At 73.2% G+C, this 16,429-nt stretch carries 13 protein-coding genes; 9 read left to right on the top strand and 4 right to left on the bottom strand.

What is annotated here, in order from left to right; genetic code table 11:
- Nucleotides 1–224 precede the first annotated feature (224 nt).
- Nucleotides 225–1,157 carry an Lrp/AsnC family transcriptional regulator gene (locus tag ACWCP6_RS13050; RefSeq protein WP_450932470.1) on the bottom strand — a complete coding sequence of 311 codons (933 nt, stop codon included), beginning with the start codon at nucleotides 1,155–1,157 and terminating at the stop codon, nucleotides 225–227.
- Between the two features lie 83 nt (nucleotides 1,158–1,240).
- On the opposite strand from ACWCP6_RS13050, the gene ACWCP6_RS13045 reads away from it, so the two are divergent.
- Both ACWCP6_RS13045 and ACWCP6_RS13040 read left to right on the top strand, forming a co-directional pair.
- Nucleotides 1,241–2,215: a C-terminal binding protein gene (locus ACWCP6_RS13045; protein WP_450932469.1), complete on the top strand. Its 975-nt coding sequence runs from the start codon at nucleotides 1,241–1,243 to the stop codon at nucleotides 2,213–2,215.
- On the top strand, nucleotides 2,212–2,994 hold the full coding sequence (locus tag ACWCP6_RS13040; RefSeq protein WP_450932468.1) for a class II aldolase/adducin family protein: 783 nt from the start codon (nucleotides 2,212–2,214) through the stop codon (nucleotides 2,992–2,994). The genes ACWCP6_RS13045 and ACWCP6_RS13040 overlap by 4 nt, the downstream gene beginning before the upstream one ends.
- Here ACWCP6_RS13040 and ACWCP6_RS13035 read toward each other — a convergent pair.
- A complete protein-coding gene (locus ACWCP6_RS13035) occupies nucleotides 2,982–3,689 on the bottom strand; it encodes a GNAT family N-acetyltransferase (RefSeq protein WP_450932467.1) in 708 nt (235 codons plus the stop codon). The two genes, ACWCP6_RS13040 and ACWCP6_RS13035, sit on opposite strands and share 13 nt — an antisense overlap.
- Before the next feature lie 139 nt (nucleotides 3,690–3,828).
- On the opposite strand from ACWCP6_RS13035, the gene ACWCP6_RS13030 reads away from it, so the two are divergent.
- A complete protein-coding gene (locus tag ACWCP6_RS13030) occupies nucleotides 3,829–5,838 on the top strand; it encodes a hypothetical protein (RefSeq protein WP_450932466.1) in 2,010 nt (669 codons plus the stop codon).
- 324 nt (nucleotides 5,839–6,162) lie between these two features.
- Nucleotides 6,163–8,607 (top strand): endopeptidase La, encoded by a 2,445-nt coding sequence (gene lon / locus ACWCP6_RS13025; protein WP_450932465.1) that lies wholly within the window; start codon nucleotides 6,163–6,165, stop codon nucleotides 8,605–8,607.
- Nucleotides 8,608–9,106: 499 nt separating this feature from the next.
- Here the strand turns inward: lon and ACWCP6_RS13020 are convergent, their stop codons facing one another.
- Nucleotides 9,107–9,937: a lysozyme gene (locus ACWCP6_RS13020; RefSeq protein WP_450932464.1), complete on the bottom strand. Its 831-nt coding sequence runs from the start codon at nucleotides 9,935–9,937 to the stop codon at nucleotides 9,107–9,109.
- Between the two features lie 228 nt (nucleotides 9,938–10,165).
- On the opposite strand from ACWCP6_RS13020, the gene ACWCP6_RS13015 reads away from it, so the two are divergent.
- Complete coding sequence (locus tag ACWCP6_RS13015) at nucleotides 10,166–10,669, top strand: MarR family winged helix-turn-helix transcriptional regulator (RefSeq protein ID WP_450932463.1); 504 nt, start codon at nucleotides 10,166–10,168, stop codon at nucleotides 10,667–10,669.
- A gap of 235 nt (nucleotides 10,670–10,904) precedes the next feature.
- Here ACWCP6_RS13015 and ACWCP6_RS13010 read toward each other — a convergent pair whose 3' ends face one another.
- Nucleotides 10,905–11,693, bottom strand: a complete 789-nt coding sequence (locus tag ACWCP6_RS13010) for a protein phosphatase 2C domain-containing protein (RefSeq protein WP_450932462.1) — start codon at nucleotides 11,691–11,693, stop codon at nucleotides 10,905–10,907.
- Between the two features lie 367 nt (nucleotides 11,694–12,060).
- On the opposite strand from ACWCP6_RS13010, the gene ACWCP6_RS13005 reads away from it, so the two are divergent.
- The 4 genes from ACWCP6_RS13005 to ACWCP6_RS12990 are packed head-to-tail and all read left to right on the top strand — an operon-like array spanning nucleotide 12,061 to nucleotide 16,421.
- Nucleotides 12,061–14,910: a nitrate- and nitrite sensing domain-containing protein gene (locus tag ACWCP6_RS13005; protein ID WP_450932461.1), complete on the top strand. Its 2,850-nt coding sequence runs from the start codon at nucleotides 12,061–12,063 to the stop codon at nucleotides 14,908–14,910.
- Nucleotides 14,907–15,401 carry a roadblock/LC7 domain-containing protein gene (locus ACWCP6_RS13000; protein WP_450932460.1) on the top strand — a complete coding sequence of 165 codons (495 nt, stop codon included), beginning with the start codon at nucleotides 14,907–14,909 and terminating at the stop codon, nucleotides 15,399–15,401. The genes ACWCP6_RS13005 and ACWCP6_RS13000 overlap by 4 nt, the downstream gene beginning before the upstream one ends.
- Nucleotides 15,398–15,796: a DUF742 domain-containing protein gene (locus ACWCP6_RS12995; RefSeq protein ID WP_450932459.1), complete on the top strand. Its 399-nt coding sequence runs from the start codon at nucleotides 15,398–15,400 to the stop codon at nucleotides 15,794–15,796. Before ACWCP6_RS13000 ends, ACWCP6_RS12995 begins: the two co-directional genes overlap by 4 nt.
- Entirely contained in the window at nucleotides 15,777–16,421 is a 645-nt protein-coding gene (locus ACWCP6_RS12990) for a GTP-binding protein (RefSeq protein WP_450932458.1), read from the top strand. The genes ACWCP6_RS12995 and ACWCP6_RS12990 overlap by 20 nt, the downstream gene beginning before the upstream one ends.
- The last annotated feature ends 8 nt before the right edge of the window (nucleotides 16,422–16,429 follow it).

Below are 16,429 nucleotides of genomic sequence, written 5' to 3'. Positions count from 1 at the left end.
GTGCGGGACGGGTGCGGGGTGCCCGAGCGTGGGGTGCGGGACGGGTGCGGGGTGCCCGAGCGTGGGGTGCGGGACGGGTGCGGGGTGCCCGAGCGTGGGGTGCGGGACGGGTGCGGGGTGCCCGAGCGTGGGATGCCTGCGCAGGGTGCCTGATCCTCCATGGGGCATCCCCTGGGCGTGTGGCCTGGACAAGCGTGTGTGCCCGGCCAGGCGTGCGTGCCCGCCTATACGACCGGCCCTTCGGCCTGCCTGACCAGTTCGTCGTACCGCTCCTTGACCAGCTCCATGTGCAGCCAGCTCTCCACGCCCCGCACCGCTTCGACGGCCCGCATCCGCTCCAGCGTCCCGAGGACCGCGTCCAGCGACTCGGCCGTGATCGTGCCGACCAGCTGTGCACGGCCGACGCACGTCGACAGGAAGGTCACGCGCTCCCAGTCCGCGAGCAGTCGGGCGACCGGCTCGGACGGGCCCTGCACACGCACCGCGAAGCCGCACGCGTGGCCGAGTCCCAGCGCCTCCGGGCGCACGAGGGCCACGACCCGGGCGACCCCTGCGTCCAGCAGCCGCAGGGTCCGGGACCGGGTGGCGCCGGGGGAGAGGCCGACACGGTCGGAGAGTTCCGCGAACGGCAGCCGCCCGTCGTGCTCCAGCTCCGCCAGGATCCGCAGATCCGTGGCGTCGAGGTCGAGCGGGGCCGGTTCGTCCGGCACCAGATACGGGTCCTTGATCTGCCGCGTCGCCAGCAACGGGTCGACGTCGGCGACCCCGGGCAGCGCCCTGACCTGCTCGATCGCCTGCTCCAGTGCCGCGAATCCGGCCGTCCGCAGCTCCGCCATGATCGCGCGACGGCCGGCCGTGAGGGTCACGAACGGCGCCTGCGGCAGTGCCGCGATCGCGCGCGCGACCGGCCCCGCCGGGCCCTGCGTGTCGATCGACAGATGGGCCGACGCGGTCAGACCCCGCACCGCGGGGTGCACGACACCGACGACCCGCACCGCCTCCGACGACAGCAGCCGCTGCACCCGCGCGCGGGTTGCGGGCCGGGACAGTCCCACCCGCTGCGCCAGCGTCTCGTAGGTGAGCCGGCCGTCGGCCTGTAGCGCGCGCACGACGGCGAGGTCGGTCTGGTCCAGGTCCACGTGTGCGAGTCCTCTCATATATCGATCGCCAGTAGACAGCTGAACGAACGAAACGTAACTTTACTTTAGGTCTTGCGGACGAATCAGCTGTGGAGGTTGGTGTGGGGCGGCCGGTTGTGGTGTTCACGGATCCCGAGGAACTGGAACCGGGGCCCGGTGTCCGGCTGCTCGAGGACGCCGGGTTCGAGGTCCGGATCGCACGCGGCCGCGACCCGGAGGGCATCGCGGCGGTCGCGCACGACGCGGTCGCCCTGATCGTCGGCTACGCGTGCGTGGACGACGCGCTGCTCGCCCGGCTGCCGGAACTGCGCATCCTCGCCACCATGTCCGCGGGGTACGACATGGTCGACGCGGAGGCCGTGCGGCGCCGCGGCCTGTGGCTGGCCAACCTGCCCGACGCGGCGACCGAGGACGTCGCCGTGCACGCCCTCGCCTCGGCGCTTTCGCTCGTCAGGCATCTGCCCGAAGCCGACGCCGCGGTGCGCGGCGGCGGCTGGGCCACCGGATTCACGGCGCTCCCGCGGCGTGCGGGCGAGCTGACGCTCGGACTCGTCGGCATGGGCCGCATCGCCCGTGAGCTGGCGCGGCTCGCCGCACCCGTCTTCGGCCGCGTCGTCGGGTACGACCCGCGGGCCACCGCATGGCCGGAGGGTGTCGACCGCCTCGCGAGCCTCGACGCACTGCTCGCCGTCACGGACGTGCTGTCGCCGCACGTCCCGCTGACGGAGGAGACGCGCGGGCTGATCGGCGCCGACTCGCTGGGGCGGATGCGGCCCGGCGGATATCTGGTGAACGTCTCGCGCGGCGAGCTCGTCGACCCCGATGCGCTGCTCGCCGCGCTCGACGGCGGGCGGCTGGCCGGCGCCGCGCTCGACGTGCTGCCGGTCGAGCCGCCGCCCGCGGGCGACCCGCTGCTCACCCACCCGCGCATCCGGCTGTCCCCGCACAGCGCCTTCCTCTCCGACGCCTCGCGCCGTGCCTACGTCACCGGCCCTGCCGAGAACGTCCTGGCCTGGCAGCGCACCGGCCGTCCCCGCACGCCCGTCATCGACCCGACCGAAGGAGCCTCCGCATGACCGCCGCCGTCACCGCCGCCCCCGCGCCCGCCGCCCCCGCCACCGAGGCGGAGCTGCGCCGCGAGCTGGCCGCCGTCTACCGGCTGGTCGCCCACTTCCGGATGACCGACCTCATCTTCACCCATATATCGCTGCGGCTGCCCGGCGCCGACCACCACTTCCTGATCAACCCCTACGGGCTGCTGTTCGAGGAGATCACCGCCTCGAACCTGGTCAGGATCGACCTGGACGGCCGGCCGGTCGAGCCGACGCCGTACCCGGTGAACCCGGCGGGGTTCGTCATCCACAGTGCGATCCACCGGGCGCGCGAGGACGCGCAGTGCGTGCTCCACACGCACACCAGGGCGGGCTGCGCGGTGGCCGCCCAGGAGGGTGGCCTGCTCCCGCTGAACCAGATGTCGATGGAGTTCTACGGCCGGGTCGGCTACCACGACTACGAGGGCGTCGCCCTCAACCTCGACGAACAGCAGCGGCTCGTCGACGACATCGGCGGTCACCCGGCGCTGATCCTGCGCAACCACGGCCTGCTCACCGTCGGCGGGAGCGCGGCGCAGGCGTTCCTGCGCATGTACTACCTGGAGAAGGCCTGCGACATCCAGATCGCCGCGCAGGCCGGCGGCGGCGCGCTCACGGTGCCGTCGCCGGAGGTCTGCGAGTACACCGCACGGCAGCTCGCCGGAGAGGCGACGGCGGACCTCACCGACGACGACGCGTACGAGCTGGCATGGGCGGCGATGCTGCGGCTGGTGGAGCGGATCGCGCCCGACTACAAGGACTGACGGGCCGCCGGGTCCGTCGGCTCCTCGGGCACGTAGTGGACGCTGGTGAGCGGGGCCTGCACCCGCCAGCCGAGGGAGGTGTACAGGGCCCGTCCGTCGTCGGTCGCGCCGAGCACCCCGGTCTCGGCCCCCTGCTCCAGGGCCGCCTCGGCGAGCGTTCGCATCACCAGGCTGCCCAGCCTCCTGCGGCGGTGCTCCGCCGAGGTCTCCACCTGGTCGACGACGGCCGTCGCGCCGGTGGGCGCGACCTGGCCGCGGGCCGCGAAGGAGCCGTCGGGCGCGGTGACGAGGACACGCGTCACCCCGCCGCGGGTCCAGCTGCGCAGTCGGTACCCGTCGGGAAGCCCCGTTCCGGCGGGCCCCGGGGTTACGGCGGCCCCGACCCTTCGCAGGGCGACGGACATCAGGTGTCCGGGCTCGTCGATCGTCCACCCCGGCCCCAGCAGTCGCATGACGTCCTCCTCCGGGGCGAACACCTTCAGCCAGACGCCGGGCGCGGCCACGGCGGCGGCGACCTTGCGGACCGCGGCCGTGTCCACGTCCGCGCCGAGCCCGGCGAACACATACCGGGTCACCTGCTTCGGCAGCCCCACGTCGATGGTGTAGCCCCAGTCCTCGACGACGGGGAACGAGGCCCCGCGCGAGACCACCCACCCGTCGACCCACGCGCGGACGATGCTGTTCGTGCTCTCCATGACGGCCCCCTGAGTCATAGGTAATAGTCCCTTCTGGTTAGAGCACCTTACACGCCCTGGTCCCGGCTCTCCCGGCACATGACCGGATCTGCCGCCCTCGGGCCCGCGTGCCTACGCTCGTCGTGGCGAGAGGAACGCGATGGCGGACGCCACGGACCCCACGGAACATGCCGAGGCCCGGCTCGGCCTCGCCGCGGCGCGGTTCGCCGCCGGAGACCCGGCCGCCGCCAGGGCCGCATGTCTGCACGCGGCCCGGCTCGCACGGACCGCGCGCCGCCCCGACCTGCTCGCCCGGTCCGCCCTTGCCCTCGGCGGCGGGCCCACCGGCACCGGGGACGGCACCGGGGACGGTCCCGTGGACCGGGAGCAGATCGAGTTGTTGACGGAGGCGCGGGAGGCGCTGGCGGCCGATGCCGGGAGGGCGACGCTGCGCGCCGCCGTCACCGCTCGGCTCGCCGTCGTCGCCGGCCCCGACGCACCCGTGCAGCACCGGGTCGACCTCGCCGAGGAAGCCGTGGGTGACGCCCGGGCGGGCGGCGACCCGGCCGTGCTCGGCGTCGCGCTCGCCGCTCTCTGCACGGTCGGGCCCGGCCCCGACCGCTGCGCGAGCCGGCTCGCCCGGTCCGCGGAGCTCGTCGGTGTGGCGCGGGATCTGCCGGACCCCGCGCTCGAACTGCTGGGCCGCCGCCTGCGGTTCGTCGCCCTGCTGGAGACCGGGGACATCGAGGGCGCACATGCGGAGGCGGATGCGTACGAAGGGGCGGTGCGGTCCCTGCGCCGTCCTTCGGACGCCTGGTTCGTGCCCCTGTGGCGCGGGGCGCGCGCCCTGATGGAGGGCCGGTACGAGGACTGCCGCACCGCCCTCGCGGAGGCGGAGACCCTGGCGGAGGCCCTCGCCGGCCGTTCCGCCGACGCGGCACCACTCATCGCCGCCCAGCGCTGGTCCCTGCTCGCCGAGTCGGGGGACCTGACCGGACTGGAGCGGATGCTCGCCGGGATGCCGCCGCTGGGCCGCATCCCGGGCGCATGGCCCCAGGTCGCGCTCGGGCTGGTCGCGGCGCAGTTCGGGCACGTGGACGAGGCGGCGCGCCGGCTCACCGCGGTCCTCCCACGGCTGGCCACCGCGCCACGGGACGGCGCATGGCTGCCGGCCCTGGCGCAGGCGGCGGAGACGGTCGCGCTCATCGGCGCGCACAACACGGCGCCCCGGCTGTACGCCCTGCTCGCCCCGTACGCGGACCTGTTCGTCGTGGAGGGCCCGGGAGCGGTGGTACGGGGCCCGGTCCACCGGCACCTGGCGCTGCTCGCGGCATCCCTGGGCGACGCCACCGCAGCCCGCCGCCATGCGGAGGCGGCTCGCGCCGCGGCGCTGTGGGCGGGGGCGAGAGGGCTGCTGGAACGCATCGAACGGGAGACGCGGCCGCTCCGCGCCACGGAGGGGTCCGTGGGCGGTGCCGGTGGCTTCGACCATCCCGACGGTCGCGACGGCCCAGGGGGTTCCGACCGCCCGGACAGACCCGACGGCCACGGCCCCGGCTCGGCCGACGCCGACATCCAGCCCGACCCCGAGATCCAGGCCGACCTCGACGCCGACATCCAGACCGACCCCGAGAGTGTGTTCCGGCTGGTCGACGGCATCTGGCAGCTGCGCCACGCCGGGCGCGAGGCGCGACTGCCAGACGGCGAGGGCCTGCGGGACCTGGCCGCCCTCCTCTCGCGGCCCGGTGTGCCCGTTCCCGCGCTGGACCTGGCGACGGCGTCGCGGCCCGGCACCCTCCAAGGGTCCGGAGCCCCCTGCCGGGCACGGGACGCGACCGTGCGCGCCGCGTACCGCCGCAGGATGCGGGAGCTGACGGCCGAGGCGGAGGCGGCGGAGGTGAGCGGGGACTCCGGGTGGTCGGCCCGGGTCGCCCTCGAGCGCGACGCGCTCATCGGCCGGCTCGCCTCCGCGTACGGTATCGGCGACCGGCCCCGCAGGACCGGCTCCGCCGCCGACCGCGTCCGTACCGCGGTGGCGGCGCGGATCCTGGCGGCCATCGACCGGATCGCCGCCGTCCACCCGGAGCTGGGGCGTCACCTCGCAGCGACGGTCCGTACCGGCACGACCTGCGTGTACGAACCGCGCACTAGGCCACGTCGGCCGGAATGACCAGGACGTGCGTCCAGGTGGCCCGGATCACCGACCTCCGCACCGCCGAGCTGTCGCGCCGCCGCGGAGGAGGGCGGACGAGGGGCGGAGGGGGCGGCGGACAGGCGGACGGGAATGCGAGGCGTCGCTGCGGCGTCCCCTTCTGCACAAGCCCTGTGGAAGGGGACGGGCCAGAGCACCCGACCCGCACCTCATGGGGCCGGACACGGTGCGTAGCCGTGCACCCGCCGGGCGATCGCTCAGAGCGAACGTCCGCCGGGGAACATTCCGGAGCTCCCCTGCATTGAGTCGACATAGCTCAACTTGACTGCCGAAGGGGAGATCATGGCTGCTGAGTCCACGGCGTTCACACCGCTCATCCTGCCCGTGCTGCCGCTCGACGACGAGGTCGTGCTGCCCGGAATGGTGGTGCCCCTGGACCTGAACGACACCGATGTACGCGCCGCCGTGGAGGCAGCCCAGGCCGCGGCCCGGTCCCTGCCGGGCAAGCCCAAGGTGCTGCTGGTCCCACGCATCGACGGCACCTACGCCGGTACCGGCGTGCTGGGCACCGTCGAGCAGGTGGGCCGGCTTGCGGACGGCGATCCCGGCGCGCTGATCCGCGGGCGCGCCCGTGTGAAGATCGGGGCGGGTACGACCGGGCCCGGTGCCGCCCTCTGGGTGGAGGGCACCCGCGTCGACGAGAGCCTTCCCGACCCGCTTCCCGGCGCCGTGGGCGAGCTCGTCAAGGAGTACAAGGCCCTGGCCACCAGCTGGCTGCGCAAGCGCGGCGCGTGGCAGGTCGTGGACCGCGTCCAGCAGATCGACGACGTGTCGCAGCTGGCCGACAACTCCGGCTACTCGCCGTACCTGACCACCGCGCAGAAGGTGGAGCTGCTGGAGACCGAGGATCCGGTGGCCCGCCTGAAGCTCGCCACGCAGCAGCTGCGCGAGCACCTCGCCGAGCAGGACGTCGCCGAGTCCATCGCCAAGGACGTCCAGGAGGGCGTCGACAAGCAGCAGCGCGAATTCCTGCTGCGCCGCCAGCTCGAAGCGGTGCGCAAGGAGCTGCGCGAGCTCAACGGCGAGTCCGAGAGCGACGAGTCCGACGACTACCGGGCGCGTGTCGAGGCCGCCGACCTCCCCGAGAAGGTCCGCGAGGCCGCGCTCAAGGAGGTCGAGAAGCTGGAACGGTCGAGCGACCAGAGCCCGGAGGGATCGTGGATCCGCACCTGGCTCGACACCGTTCTCGAACTGCCCTGGAACGAGCGGACCGAGGACCAGTACGACATCCAGGGCGCCAAGGCGGTCCTGGACGCCGAGCACGCGGGCCTGGAGGACGTGAAGGAACGGATCACCGAGTACCTGGCGGTGCGCAAACGGCGCGCCGACCGGGGGCTGGGCGTGGTCGGCGGGCGGCGCGGGGGTGCCGTTCTCGCGCTCGTCGGCCCGCCCGGTGTCGGCAAGACGTCGCTGGGCGAGTCCGTCGCACACGCGATGGGACGCAAGTTCGTCCGCGTCGCGCTCGGCGGCGTCCGTGACGAGGCCGAGATCCGCGGCCACCGGCGTACGTACGTCGGCGCGCTGCCCGGCCGCATCGTCCGCGCCATCAAGGAGGCCGGGTCCATGAACCCGGTGGTCCTGCTCGACGAGATCGACAAGGTGGGGTCCGACTTCCGGGGCGACCCGGCCGCGGCCCTGCTCGAAGTCCTCGACCCGGCGCAGAACCACACCTTCCGGGACCACTACCTCGAGGTGGAGCTGGACCTGAGCGACGTCGTCTTCCTGGCGACGGCGAACGTCCTCGAAGCCATCCCGGAGGCGCTGGCCGACCGTATGGAGCTGGTCAGGCTCGACGGGTACACCGAGGACGAGAAGGTCGTCATCGCCCGGGACCATCTGCTGCCGCGTCAGCTGGAGCGGGCCGGTCTCGCCGGTGGCGAGGTCGCACTCGACGAGGGTGCGCTGCGCAAGCTCGCCGGTGAGTACACGCGCGAGGCCGGTGTGCGCAACCTGGAGCGCGCCATCGCCCGGCTGCTCCGCAAGGTCGCCGCACAGCACGAACTCGGCGAACAGGAGCTGCCGTTCACCGTCACGGACGGCGATCTCCGGGGGCTCATCGGACGGCCGCACCATGTGCCCGAGTCCGCCCAGGACCCGGCCGAGCGGCGCACCGCCGTCCCCGGTGTCGCCACCGGGCTCGCGGTCACCGGAGCGGGCGGCGACGTCCTCTACGTCGAGGCGTCGCTCGCCGACCCGGAGACCGGTGCGGCGGGGCTGACCCTGACCGGTCAGCTGGGCGACGTCATGAAGGAGTCCGCGCAGATCGCGCTGAGCTTCCTGCGCTCGCACGGGGCGGAGCTGGAGCTCCCGGTCGGCGACCTGAAGGACCGGGGTGCGCACATCCACTTCCCGGCGGGCGCGGTTCCGAAGGACGGCCCGAGCGCGGGCGTCACCATGACGACCGCCCTCGCATCGCTGCTCAGCGGACGGCTCGTCCGCATGGACGTGGCGATGACCGGCGAGGTCTCACTGACCGGGCGGGTGCTGCCCATCGGCGGCGTCAAGCAGAAGCTGCTCGCCGCCCACCGGGCCGGGATCACCACGGTGGTGATCCCGAAGCGCAACGAGCCCGACCTGGACGACGTCCCGGCCGAGGTGCTCGACAAGCTCGACGTGCACGCCGTGACCGACGTCCGCCAGGTTCTCGAACTGGCCCTGGCCCCGGCGGCCGAGACCGCGGTACCGGAGGTCACGGCCGCGGCGCCGGAGGTCACGGCTGCGGCGTAACGGCTCCGGCCGCGGTGTGACGGCCGTGCGCCGGAAGCGGACGGCCCTCCCCCTGTCCCAGGGGGAGGGCCGTTTCGTAGGCGGGGGCCGCGGCGTAGAGGACGACCGCGCCGTACGAGGCGGGGGCTCAGTCCGGTGCCAGAGCCTGCACCCGGTCCAACGCCCCGTTGCTGTGTCTTCCGGGGGCGACCCCCGGGCCCCCGGCCGGGGGATTCCGTGCTCAGTCCGGTGCCAGAGCCTGCACCCGGTCCAACGCCCCGTTGCTGTGTCTTCCGGGGGCGACCCCCGGACCCCCGGCCGGGAGGTTCCGTGCTCAGTCCGGTGCCAGAGCCTGCACCCGGTCCAACGCCCCGTTGCTGTGTCTTCCGGGGGCGACCCCCGGAACCCCGGCCGGGAGGTTCCGTGCTCAGTCCGGTGCCAGAGCCTGCACCCGGTCCAACGCCCCGTTGCTGTGTCTTCCGGGGGCGACCCCCGGACCCCCGGCCGGGGGATTCCGAGCTCAGCCCAGCGCCAGAGCCTGCACCCGGTCCAACGCCCCGTTGAACCTGCTGTGGTCGCCGACGGTGGGGCCGGACGACGTGTACTGCCACATCGTGTAGTAGTCCCAGCCGGCCGGGAGTTCGCCCGGGGTGGTGTCGTAGCGGGCGATCCACAGCGGGTCGTTCGTGGCGAAGCCGCCGTAGCCGCCCGTGCACTGCTGCCACCAGCTGGTCGCCGTGTAGATCACCGCGTAGCGCCCGGTCCGCGCCCTGTACTGGTTGATGAAGTCGGCGATCCAGGAGACCATCGCGCTCGCCGACTTGCCGTAGCAGGCCGCGCCGTAGGGGTTCCACTCGATGTCCAGCGCGCCCGGCAGCGTCCTGCCGTCGCGGGACCAGCCGCCGCCGTGGTCGACGAAGTAGTTGGCCTGGGCGGCGCCGCTCGTGGTGTCCGGGGTCGCGAAGTGGTACGAGCCACGGATCATGCCGACGTTGTAGGAGCCGTTGTACTGCTGCGCGAAGTAGGGGTTCGTGTAGTACGTGCCCTCCGTGGCCTTCGCATAGGACCACTTGACTCCGCTGTTCCAGAGGGTCGACCAGGCGACGTTGCCGTTGTGGCTGCTGACGTCCACGCCCTCCGTCTGGGTGACGGTGGCGCCGGATGGCCTGCCGCCCTGTCCGTCGTGCGCGATGACACCCATGCCCATCGTGGCGGAGCCGCGCGGCGGGGTGTCCGTCGGGGCGGCGGCCGTGGTGGGGTGGTCGGCGGCGTGGGCCGCCGCGGGCAGGGCGAGCAGCAGACAGAGGGCTGCGAGAAGTAAGGCGGCGGGGGAGGATCTGTGCACGGGCATGGTCGTGCCTCCGGGGGCCTTGTGAGCTGCCAGGAGCTCGGTGAGGGGGGAAGCGACACGGGACCGTCACGACTTGTCGGTGTCATGTCACATATATGAAGCTACGCACGTAGACCGGCGGCTGGGAAGAGGGGCCGGATGCCGTCGTTGGTCTACTCCTGCGAAATACTGGCGGAGCTGCGGCGATGATGCCGATCGGCGAAAACTTTCAGGAGCGGGAAACCGGGCATGGGTGCTGACGTGCAGGAGAACGGAAACGACGAGAGGCGCGTCGTGGAATCCGACGCGTCGGAAAGTGGTGTGGACCGCGAATTCCTCGCACTCGAACGCGAGTTGACGGTCTTCCTGCGGCGTGCCCGGGCCAACTCCGGTGAGATGGCTCGCGAGGTCCACCCGGACCTCGAACCCGCCGCCTACGGACTGCTCGTCCGGCTGGACGAGTGCGGGCGCCAGCGGGCCACCGAACTCGCCGCGTACATCGGCGTCGGCAAGGCCACGATGAGCCGCCAGCTGCGCGCTCTCGAAGACCTCGGGCTCGTCGCCCGCGAACCCGACCCCGCGGACGGCCGCGCCTGGCTCGTCCACCTCACGGACGAGGGCCGCGCCCGCTTCCGCACGGTCCGCGACGCACGCCGGGCCCGCTACGTCCGTCAGCTGGCCGACTGGAACCGCGAGGACCTCGCGGAGCTGGCCCGTCTGCTCCACCAGCTGAACGCCGGTAGCGACAGCTGAACTCCGCGACCGGGGACTGTGCGCCGAGGGTGACGGCCGAACTCCGCGGCCGGGGCCCGCGCGCCTGCCGCCACGACTGAACGCCGGGGCCCAGGGCCGTGTGCCGGGCGCGGCGGCCGAACTCCCGGGGCCGGGACCGTGCACCGGAGCGTGACGGCCGGGTCCCACGGCCGAACGCCGGCGCGGCAGGCGCGGCACGGACGCGTGCCGTCGGTGCCCCGGCCGGGCGGCGGCCTCACGGCTCGACGTACACCACCGCGGCGTCGTCATGGGTCTTGCTCCGCCCCAGGTACGCCCGGGTCGTCTCGTCGGCCCGCTCCAGCGCCCGCACCCGGTCCACCAGCCCCTGCGCCCCCGCCTTGCGCACAAAGGCGAAGCACTCCGCCCAGTCGCCCTCGTGGAACTTCTCCACCCACCGTCCGGCCCCGTCCGTCAGCGCGGCGACGGCCCGCACCGAGGCCCGCGGCTCCACCCCGGTGACCGCCCGGTCGGCGACGGCGGGATCCGCCGCCGCGGTGAAGAAGCCGCCCTCCCTGTTCCGCACGGTGGCGTCCGCGACCGCGTCCGACACGAGCGAGGCCCGGGGCACCCGGGCGAGCCGGTCGTCGAGCACCGGCACGACCACTCCGTCGGCCCGCTCCAGCAGCAGCGCCGAATCCGAGAGGACCAGATGCTCCACGCGCTCCGCGGACCACCGCACGAGGACCACCGTTGCCTGAGGAGTGCGCGGGTGAGAAAGGTCACACGTGCCCCGGTGGGCGTCCGCCGTCCGCTGGATCGCCTCCGACAGGACCTCCCGGAGTGTCAGATCTCGCCGTGAAACGGACAGTTCACCCAGTGATCCACCGAGTTGCGCCGTGAACCAGTGAACGGAATGCAGACACCCGTAGTCACCGGCCGGGGGCGTCACCCCGTCCAGCAGAACGAGCGATCCCCCCTGCCCGGAGGCCGGAACCGCTACTGCCGCGTAGTCCTCATTGGGCCGGGCCGGGTCGCCGGGGGCCGTCGCGAGTTCGATGCGCATCCGGCCAGTCTGCACCAGGCCTTCACAACGTGGCCGAATGCGAGGTGAACTGCGGTCGAGAAGAGCGTACTGCCAGGTCAGCCGCCGGATTTGGGCCGGAATGATCGAGTCCGGGCAACCGTGGCGGCGTATCCTGCCAAAGCCTGTGGGCGACGTCCAACCGGCACCCCGGAGCCGCCGAAATCCCGTGCCACCGGAACTTGCCGCCAACTCCTGGCCGAGGTTCACTCCTTCGGGTGGCGGGTGAGGCGATGCGCGACCACTGCTCAGGGGCGCTGGGAGGGTCGGGAACCTGACCGGGAGGACGTTTCCGCTGACGGACCGTCACCCTGGCCCACGTGTAGACGAGTCAAGAATGCGAGCACCGGTGTCGAAGATGCGGCCTCGTCGCAAAGGGAAGCAGACGGCCTCGGGCGAGGTCACGGGGCGCACACCGGGCGCGAACCCGTCCGGCGCGCCCGTGACGGGCCTGCCCGCCGCGCCCTCGGCGAACCCGTCGGCGCCGTCCTCCGCCGCGGTCCCTCCGCAGCCGGAATCCGCGGGCCGCACCGCACGTGTCCGCAACCGCCTCGTCGCCTCGGTGGCCGTGGTGGCCGCCGCCATCGCCGGCGCGGGTGCCCCCGCGATCCTGGCCGCCTCCGGGCAGCTGAACGACTCCCAGGACCTGGTGACGCTGGCCGAGCGTACCCAGCAGGCCCTCACGCTGGCCCACTCCCTGGCCGACGAGCGCGACGAGGTCACCTCGTACATCGCCGCGGGACGCCCCGCGGGCAAGGGGCTGTCCGAGCAGCGCAGCGCCCGCGTCGACCGCCAGATCGAGGAACTGCGCACCGACGCCCCCGGCTCCCTGCTCCACGACCTCGACGGCATCGCCGCCGTCCGCCGCGCCGCGCTCACCGGCAAGAGCACACCGCTCCAGGCCCACGGCGCGTACGCCAGGGTCATCACCGAACTCCACCGGCTCGCCGGGGACCTGGCCGAGCGGACGCCGCCGCGCGCCGCCGACGGCTCCCGCGCCCTCGTCTCCCTCGACACCGCCGTCGAACAGGCCTCGGCCGCCCGCGGACTGCTCCTCGCCGCCCTCTCGGTGCCCCGCCCCGCCGGCACCACGACCGTCGTGGACCCCGCCACGGGCCTGCCGCGCACCGTCACCACCGAGTCCCCGGCGGACACCAAGCGCCGCAACGAGCTGAGCGCCGCCGCCCAGCAGGCGCGGCTGCGCGAACAGGCCGCGCTCGCCGACTTCCACGACAACGCGCCCGCCGCCGACGCCTCCGCGTACGACTCGACGGTCACCGGGCCCGGCGTCACCGCGGCGGAGAAGTACCTCACCAAGCTCACCGACCAGCCCGCCCTCTCCACCGGGGAGCGCGGCTACGACCGCAACAAGCTCGACGCCGCGCTCTCCGCCCGCGTCGACCTGATGCGCGGCGCCGAGGCGTCCCTCGGCGTGAAGCACACCAAGGACCTCACCCAGCTGCGCGACGACGACGTCGACGAGCTGGAACTGCGCATCGCCCTCGTCGGCATCTGCGTCCTCGTCGCCATCGGCGTCTCCATGGCCATGGCCCGGACGCTGACCCGCCCGCTCGCGGTGCTGCGCCTCGGCTCCGCCCGCCTCGCCGCGGAGCCGGCCACCGAGGAACCCATCAGGTTCACCGGCCGCAACGACGAGTTCGCCCAGGTCGTACGCTCCGTCAACGCCCTGCACACGCATGCGCTCGCCCTCCACGAGCGGATCACCACGCTGGAGGCCGACCGCAAGCACCTCGTCGGGCAGCGCCAGAAGATGGCCGACGAGCGCGAGGCGGTCGTCGGGGAGCGCGACGCGCTGCGCGCCGAAATCGCCGCGGCCGCCGAACGCCTGGAGAGCGTCCGGCACAGCATCAACGGCACCTTCGTCAACCTGGCGCTGCGCACCCTCGGACTGGTCGAGCGGCAGCTCGCCGTCATCGAGAACCTGGAGGAGCGCGAGCAGGATCCCGACCGGCTCGCCACGCTCTTCAAGCTCGACCACTTCGCGACCGTCATGCGGCGCCACAGCGAGAACCTGCTGGTGCTCGCCGGAGCCGAGCACAAGCACCAGCACCCCGGGGCCGTGCCGCTCGTCGACGTCGTCCGCGCGGCGGTCAGCGAGATCGAGCGCTACGAGCGGGTGCGGATCGCGGCGCTGCCGCCGCACGTCCACATCGCGGGCTTCGCGGCGGACGACCTGAGCCACCTGGTCGCCGAGCTCATGGAGAACGCGACGTCGTTCTCGCCGCCGGACATCTCCGTCGAGGTCTCCGGATGGCTGCTGGAGAACGGCGAGGTCATGCTCTCCGTCCAGGACGAGGGCATCGGTATCACCGACGAGCGGCTCCAGGAGCTGAACACGCGGCTGGCCGAGTACGGCAAGTCCGACACCTTCGAGTCCGAGGGCACCGAGGACGACGGCGGGCTCGGACTCGGGCTGTACGTCGTCGCGCGGCTCGCGCACCGGCACGGCGTGCGGGTGCGGCTGCGCGAGCAGAAGCAGGGCGGGGTCGCCGCGGTCGTGGTGCTGCCCAAGGGGCTGCTCGCCGACCTGCCGGCGGCCGTGGTGGCCCCCGCGCCCCGGGCGGCCGGCGGTGGACCCGCGGTGCATCTGCCCGGGTCCGAGGCCGAGGCCAACTCCAATGTGCTGCCGGGGCGGGTCGCCTCCGGTGCGGACCCGCTGATCCTGGCGGCCGAGTCGGCGGTGGCCGAGGCCGAGACGACCATGGAACTCGGACTGCCGGAAGCCATCGCGGCCGACCCCGCACCCGAGGAGGCCGCGCCGGCCCGACCGTCGGACGACGACGGCGCCCACGAGCGGGCCGGTGACGAGGCTGTATCCGTCGCCCCCGCGGCGTCCGCTCCTGTCTCGCCCATCCCCGCACCGTCGCCCGCGCCCGACGACGCACCCGCGGGTGCGGCCGACCCGGCGCAGGACCCCGCCGAGAGCCCCCGTCTGACCGACAAGGGCCTCCCCAAGCGCACCCCCAAGCTGACCGCGCCCGCGCCCGCACCGAAGGCGCGGCCCGGCGGAGTCGACGCCGACGCGCTGCGGCGGCGGCTGGGCGGGTTCCACAAGGGGGCCGTCGCGGGGCGGCGCGACGTGGAGGCGGAGATCGCGGACGGCAGGACGCCCGCGCCCGACGCCACGGAACGTACCGGAGAAGCCAAGGGGGACACAGTCGAGGAGGCAAGCAGTTGACTGCGCCCAGCACCTATGGACTGAGCAGTGAAGCCCGAAATCTGCACTGGCTGCTGACGAACCTCGTCGAGGAGGTGCCCGGACTCCATTCGGTCGCGGTGGTCTCGTCGGACGGGTTGCTGCTGCTCTCCTCCGACCCCAGGAGGAACGCCGAGCGGCCCGCGCACTCACCGAGCGGCCCCAAGGGATCCTCCGCCGACCTGGCCACCATCGTGTCGGGCGTCGGCAGCCTCACCATCGGCGCCGCCAAGCTGATGGACGGTGGCAACGTCAAGCAGACGATGGTCGCGATGGACGAGGGCAGCCTGTTCGTCATGTCCATCAGCGACGGCTCACTGCTCGGCGTGCACGCCACACCGGACTGCGACATGAGCGTCGTCGCCTACCACATGGCGCTCTTCGTCGGCCGGGCCGGGCATGTCCTCACTCCCGAACTCCGCAGCGAGCTGCGCAAGTCGATGGAGAACAAGCCGATGGAGAGGGCCAAGTGAGTTCGAGCAAACTGCCGGTGCGCGGCGGCGACCGCAAACCCGCCCGCGTGCGCCCGTATTCGCTCACCGGTGGCCGCACCCGCTTCGGGCACGTGCTGCTCGTCGAGACGTTCGTCGCCGCCATCGACGCCCCCGCCGAGCGCAGGGAACTGCCCAAGGGCTCGCTCACCACCCGGGTGATGCCCGAGCTGCGGGCCATCGTCGAACTCTGCCGCCGGATGCGCACGGTGGCCGAGATCGCCGCGCTGCTGAGCATGCCACTCGGTGTGGTCCGCGTGCTCCTCAGCGACCTGGCGGACCAGGGAAGGATCCGCGTGTACGGAACCGGTCACGGCACCGGGCAGCCGGACCGCGCTCTGCTGGAAAGGGTGCTCAGTGGACTCCGCCGTCTCTGACGTCTCCGACGTGTCCGACACCGTTCCCGCCGTCGAGGCGGAGGAGCAGCTGCAGGCCTGGCAGACGGACCGTACCCGGGCGCCGATCGCCACGAAGATCGTGGTGGCGGGCGGCTTCGGCGTCGGCAAGACCACGCTGGTCACCGCGGTCTCGGAGATCCAGCCCCTCCAGACGGAGGCGCTGATGACCCAGGCCAGCGAGGAAACCGACGACCTCACCTCCACGCCGGACAAGACGACCACCACCGTGGCGATGGACTTCGGCCGGATCACGCTCGACGACGACCTGGTGCTGTACCTGTTCGGCACGCCGGGCCAGCAGCGGTTCTGGTTCATGTGGGACGACCTGGTGCGCGGCGCCATCGGCGCCGTCGTCCTCGCCGACACACGCCGGCTGTCCGACTGCTTCCCGGCGCTGGACTACTTCGAGAGCTGTGGGCTCCCGTACGTCGTGGCCGTCAACCACTTCGACGGCAGCGAGCGGTTCGAACCCGACGACGTGCGCGAGGCCCTCACGGTGCCCGCCCACATCCCCGTGCTGATCATGGACGCACGGCAGCGGATCTCGGTGGTCGAGACCCTGCTCGCCCTCGTCGGCCACGCGCTCGAAGTCTCCCCCGAATAAAGACGTAC

The organism is Streptomyces sp. NPDC002004, assembly GCF_053593975.1.
The sequence above is the reverse complement of the archived record's forward strand: the minus strand, read 5'-3'. Positions and strand labels throughout refer to the sequence as shown.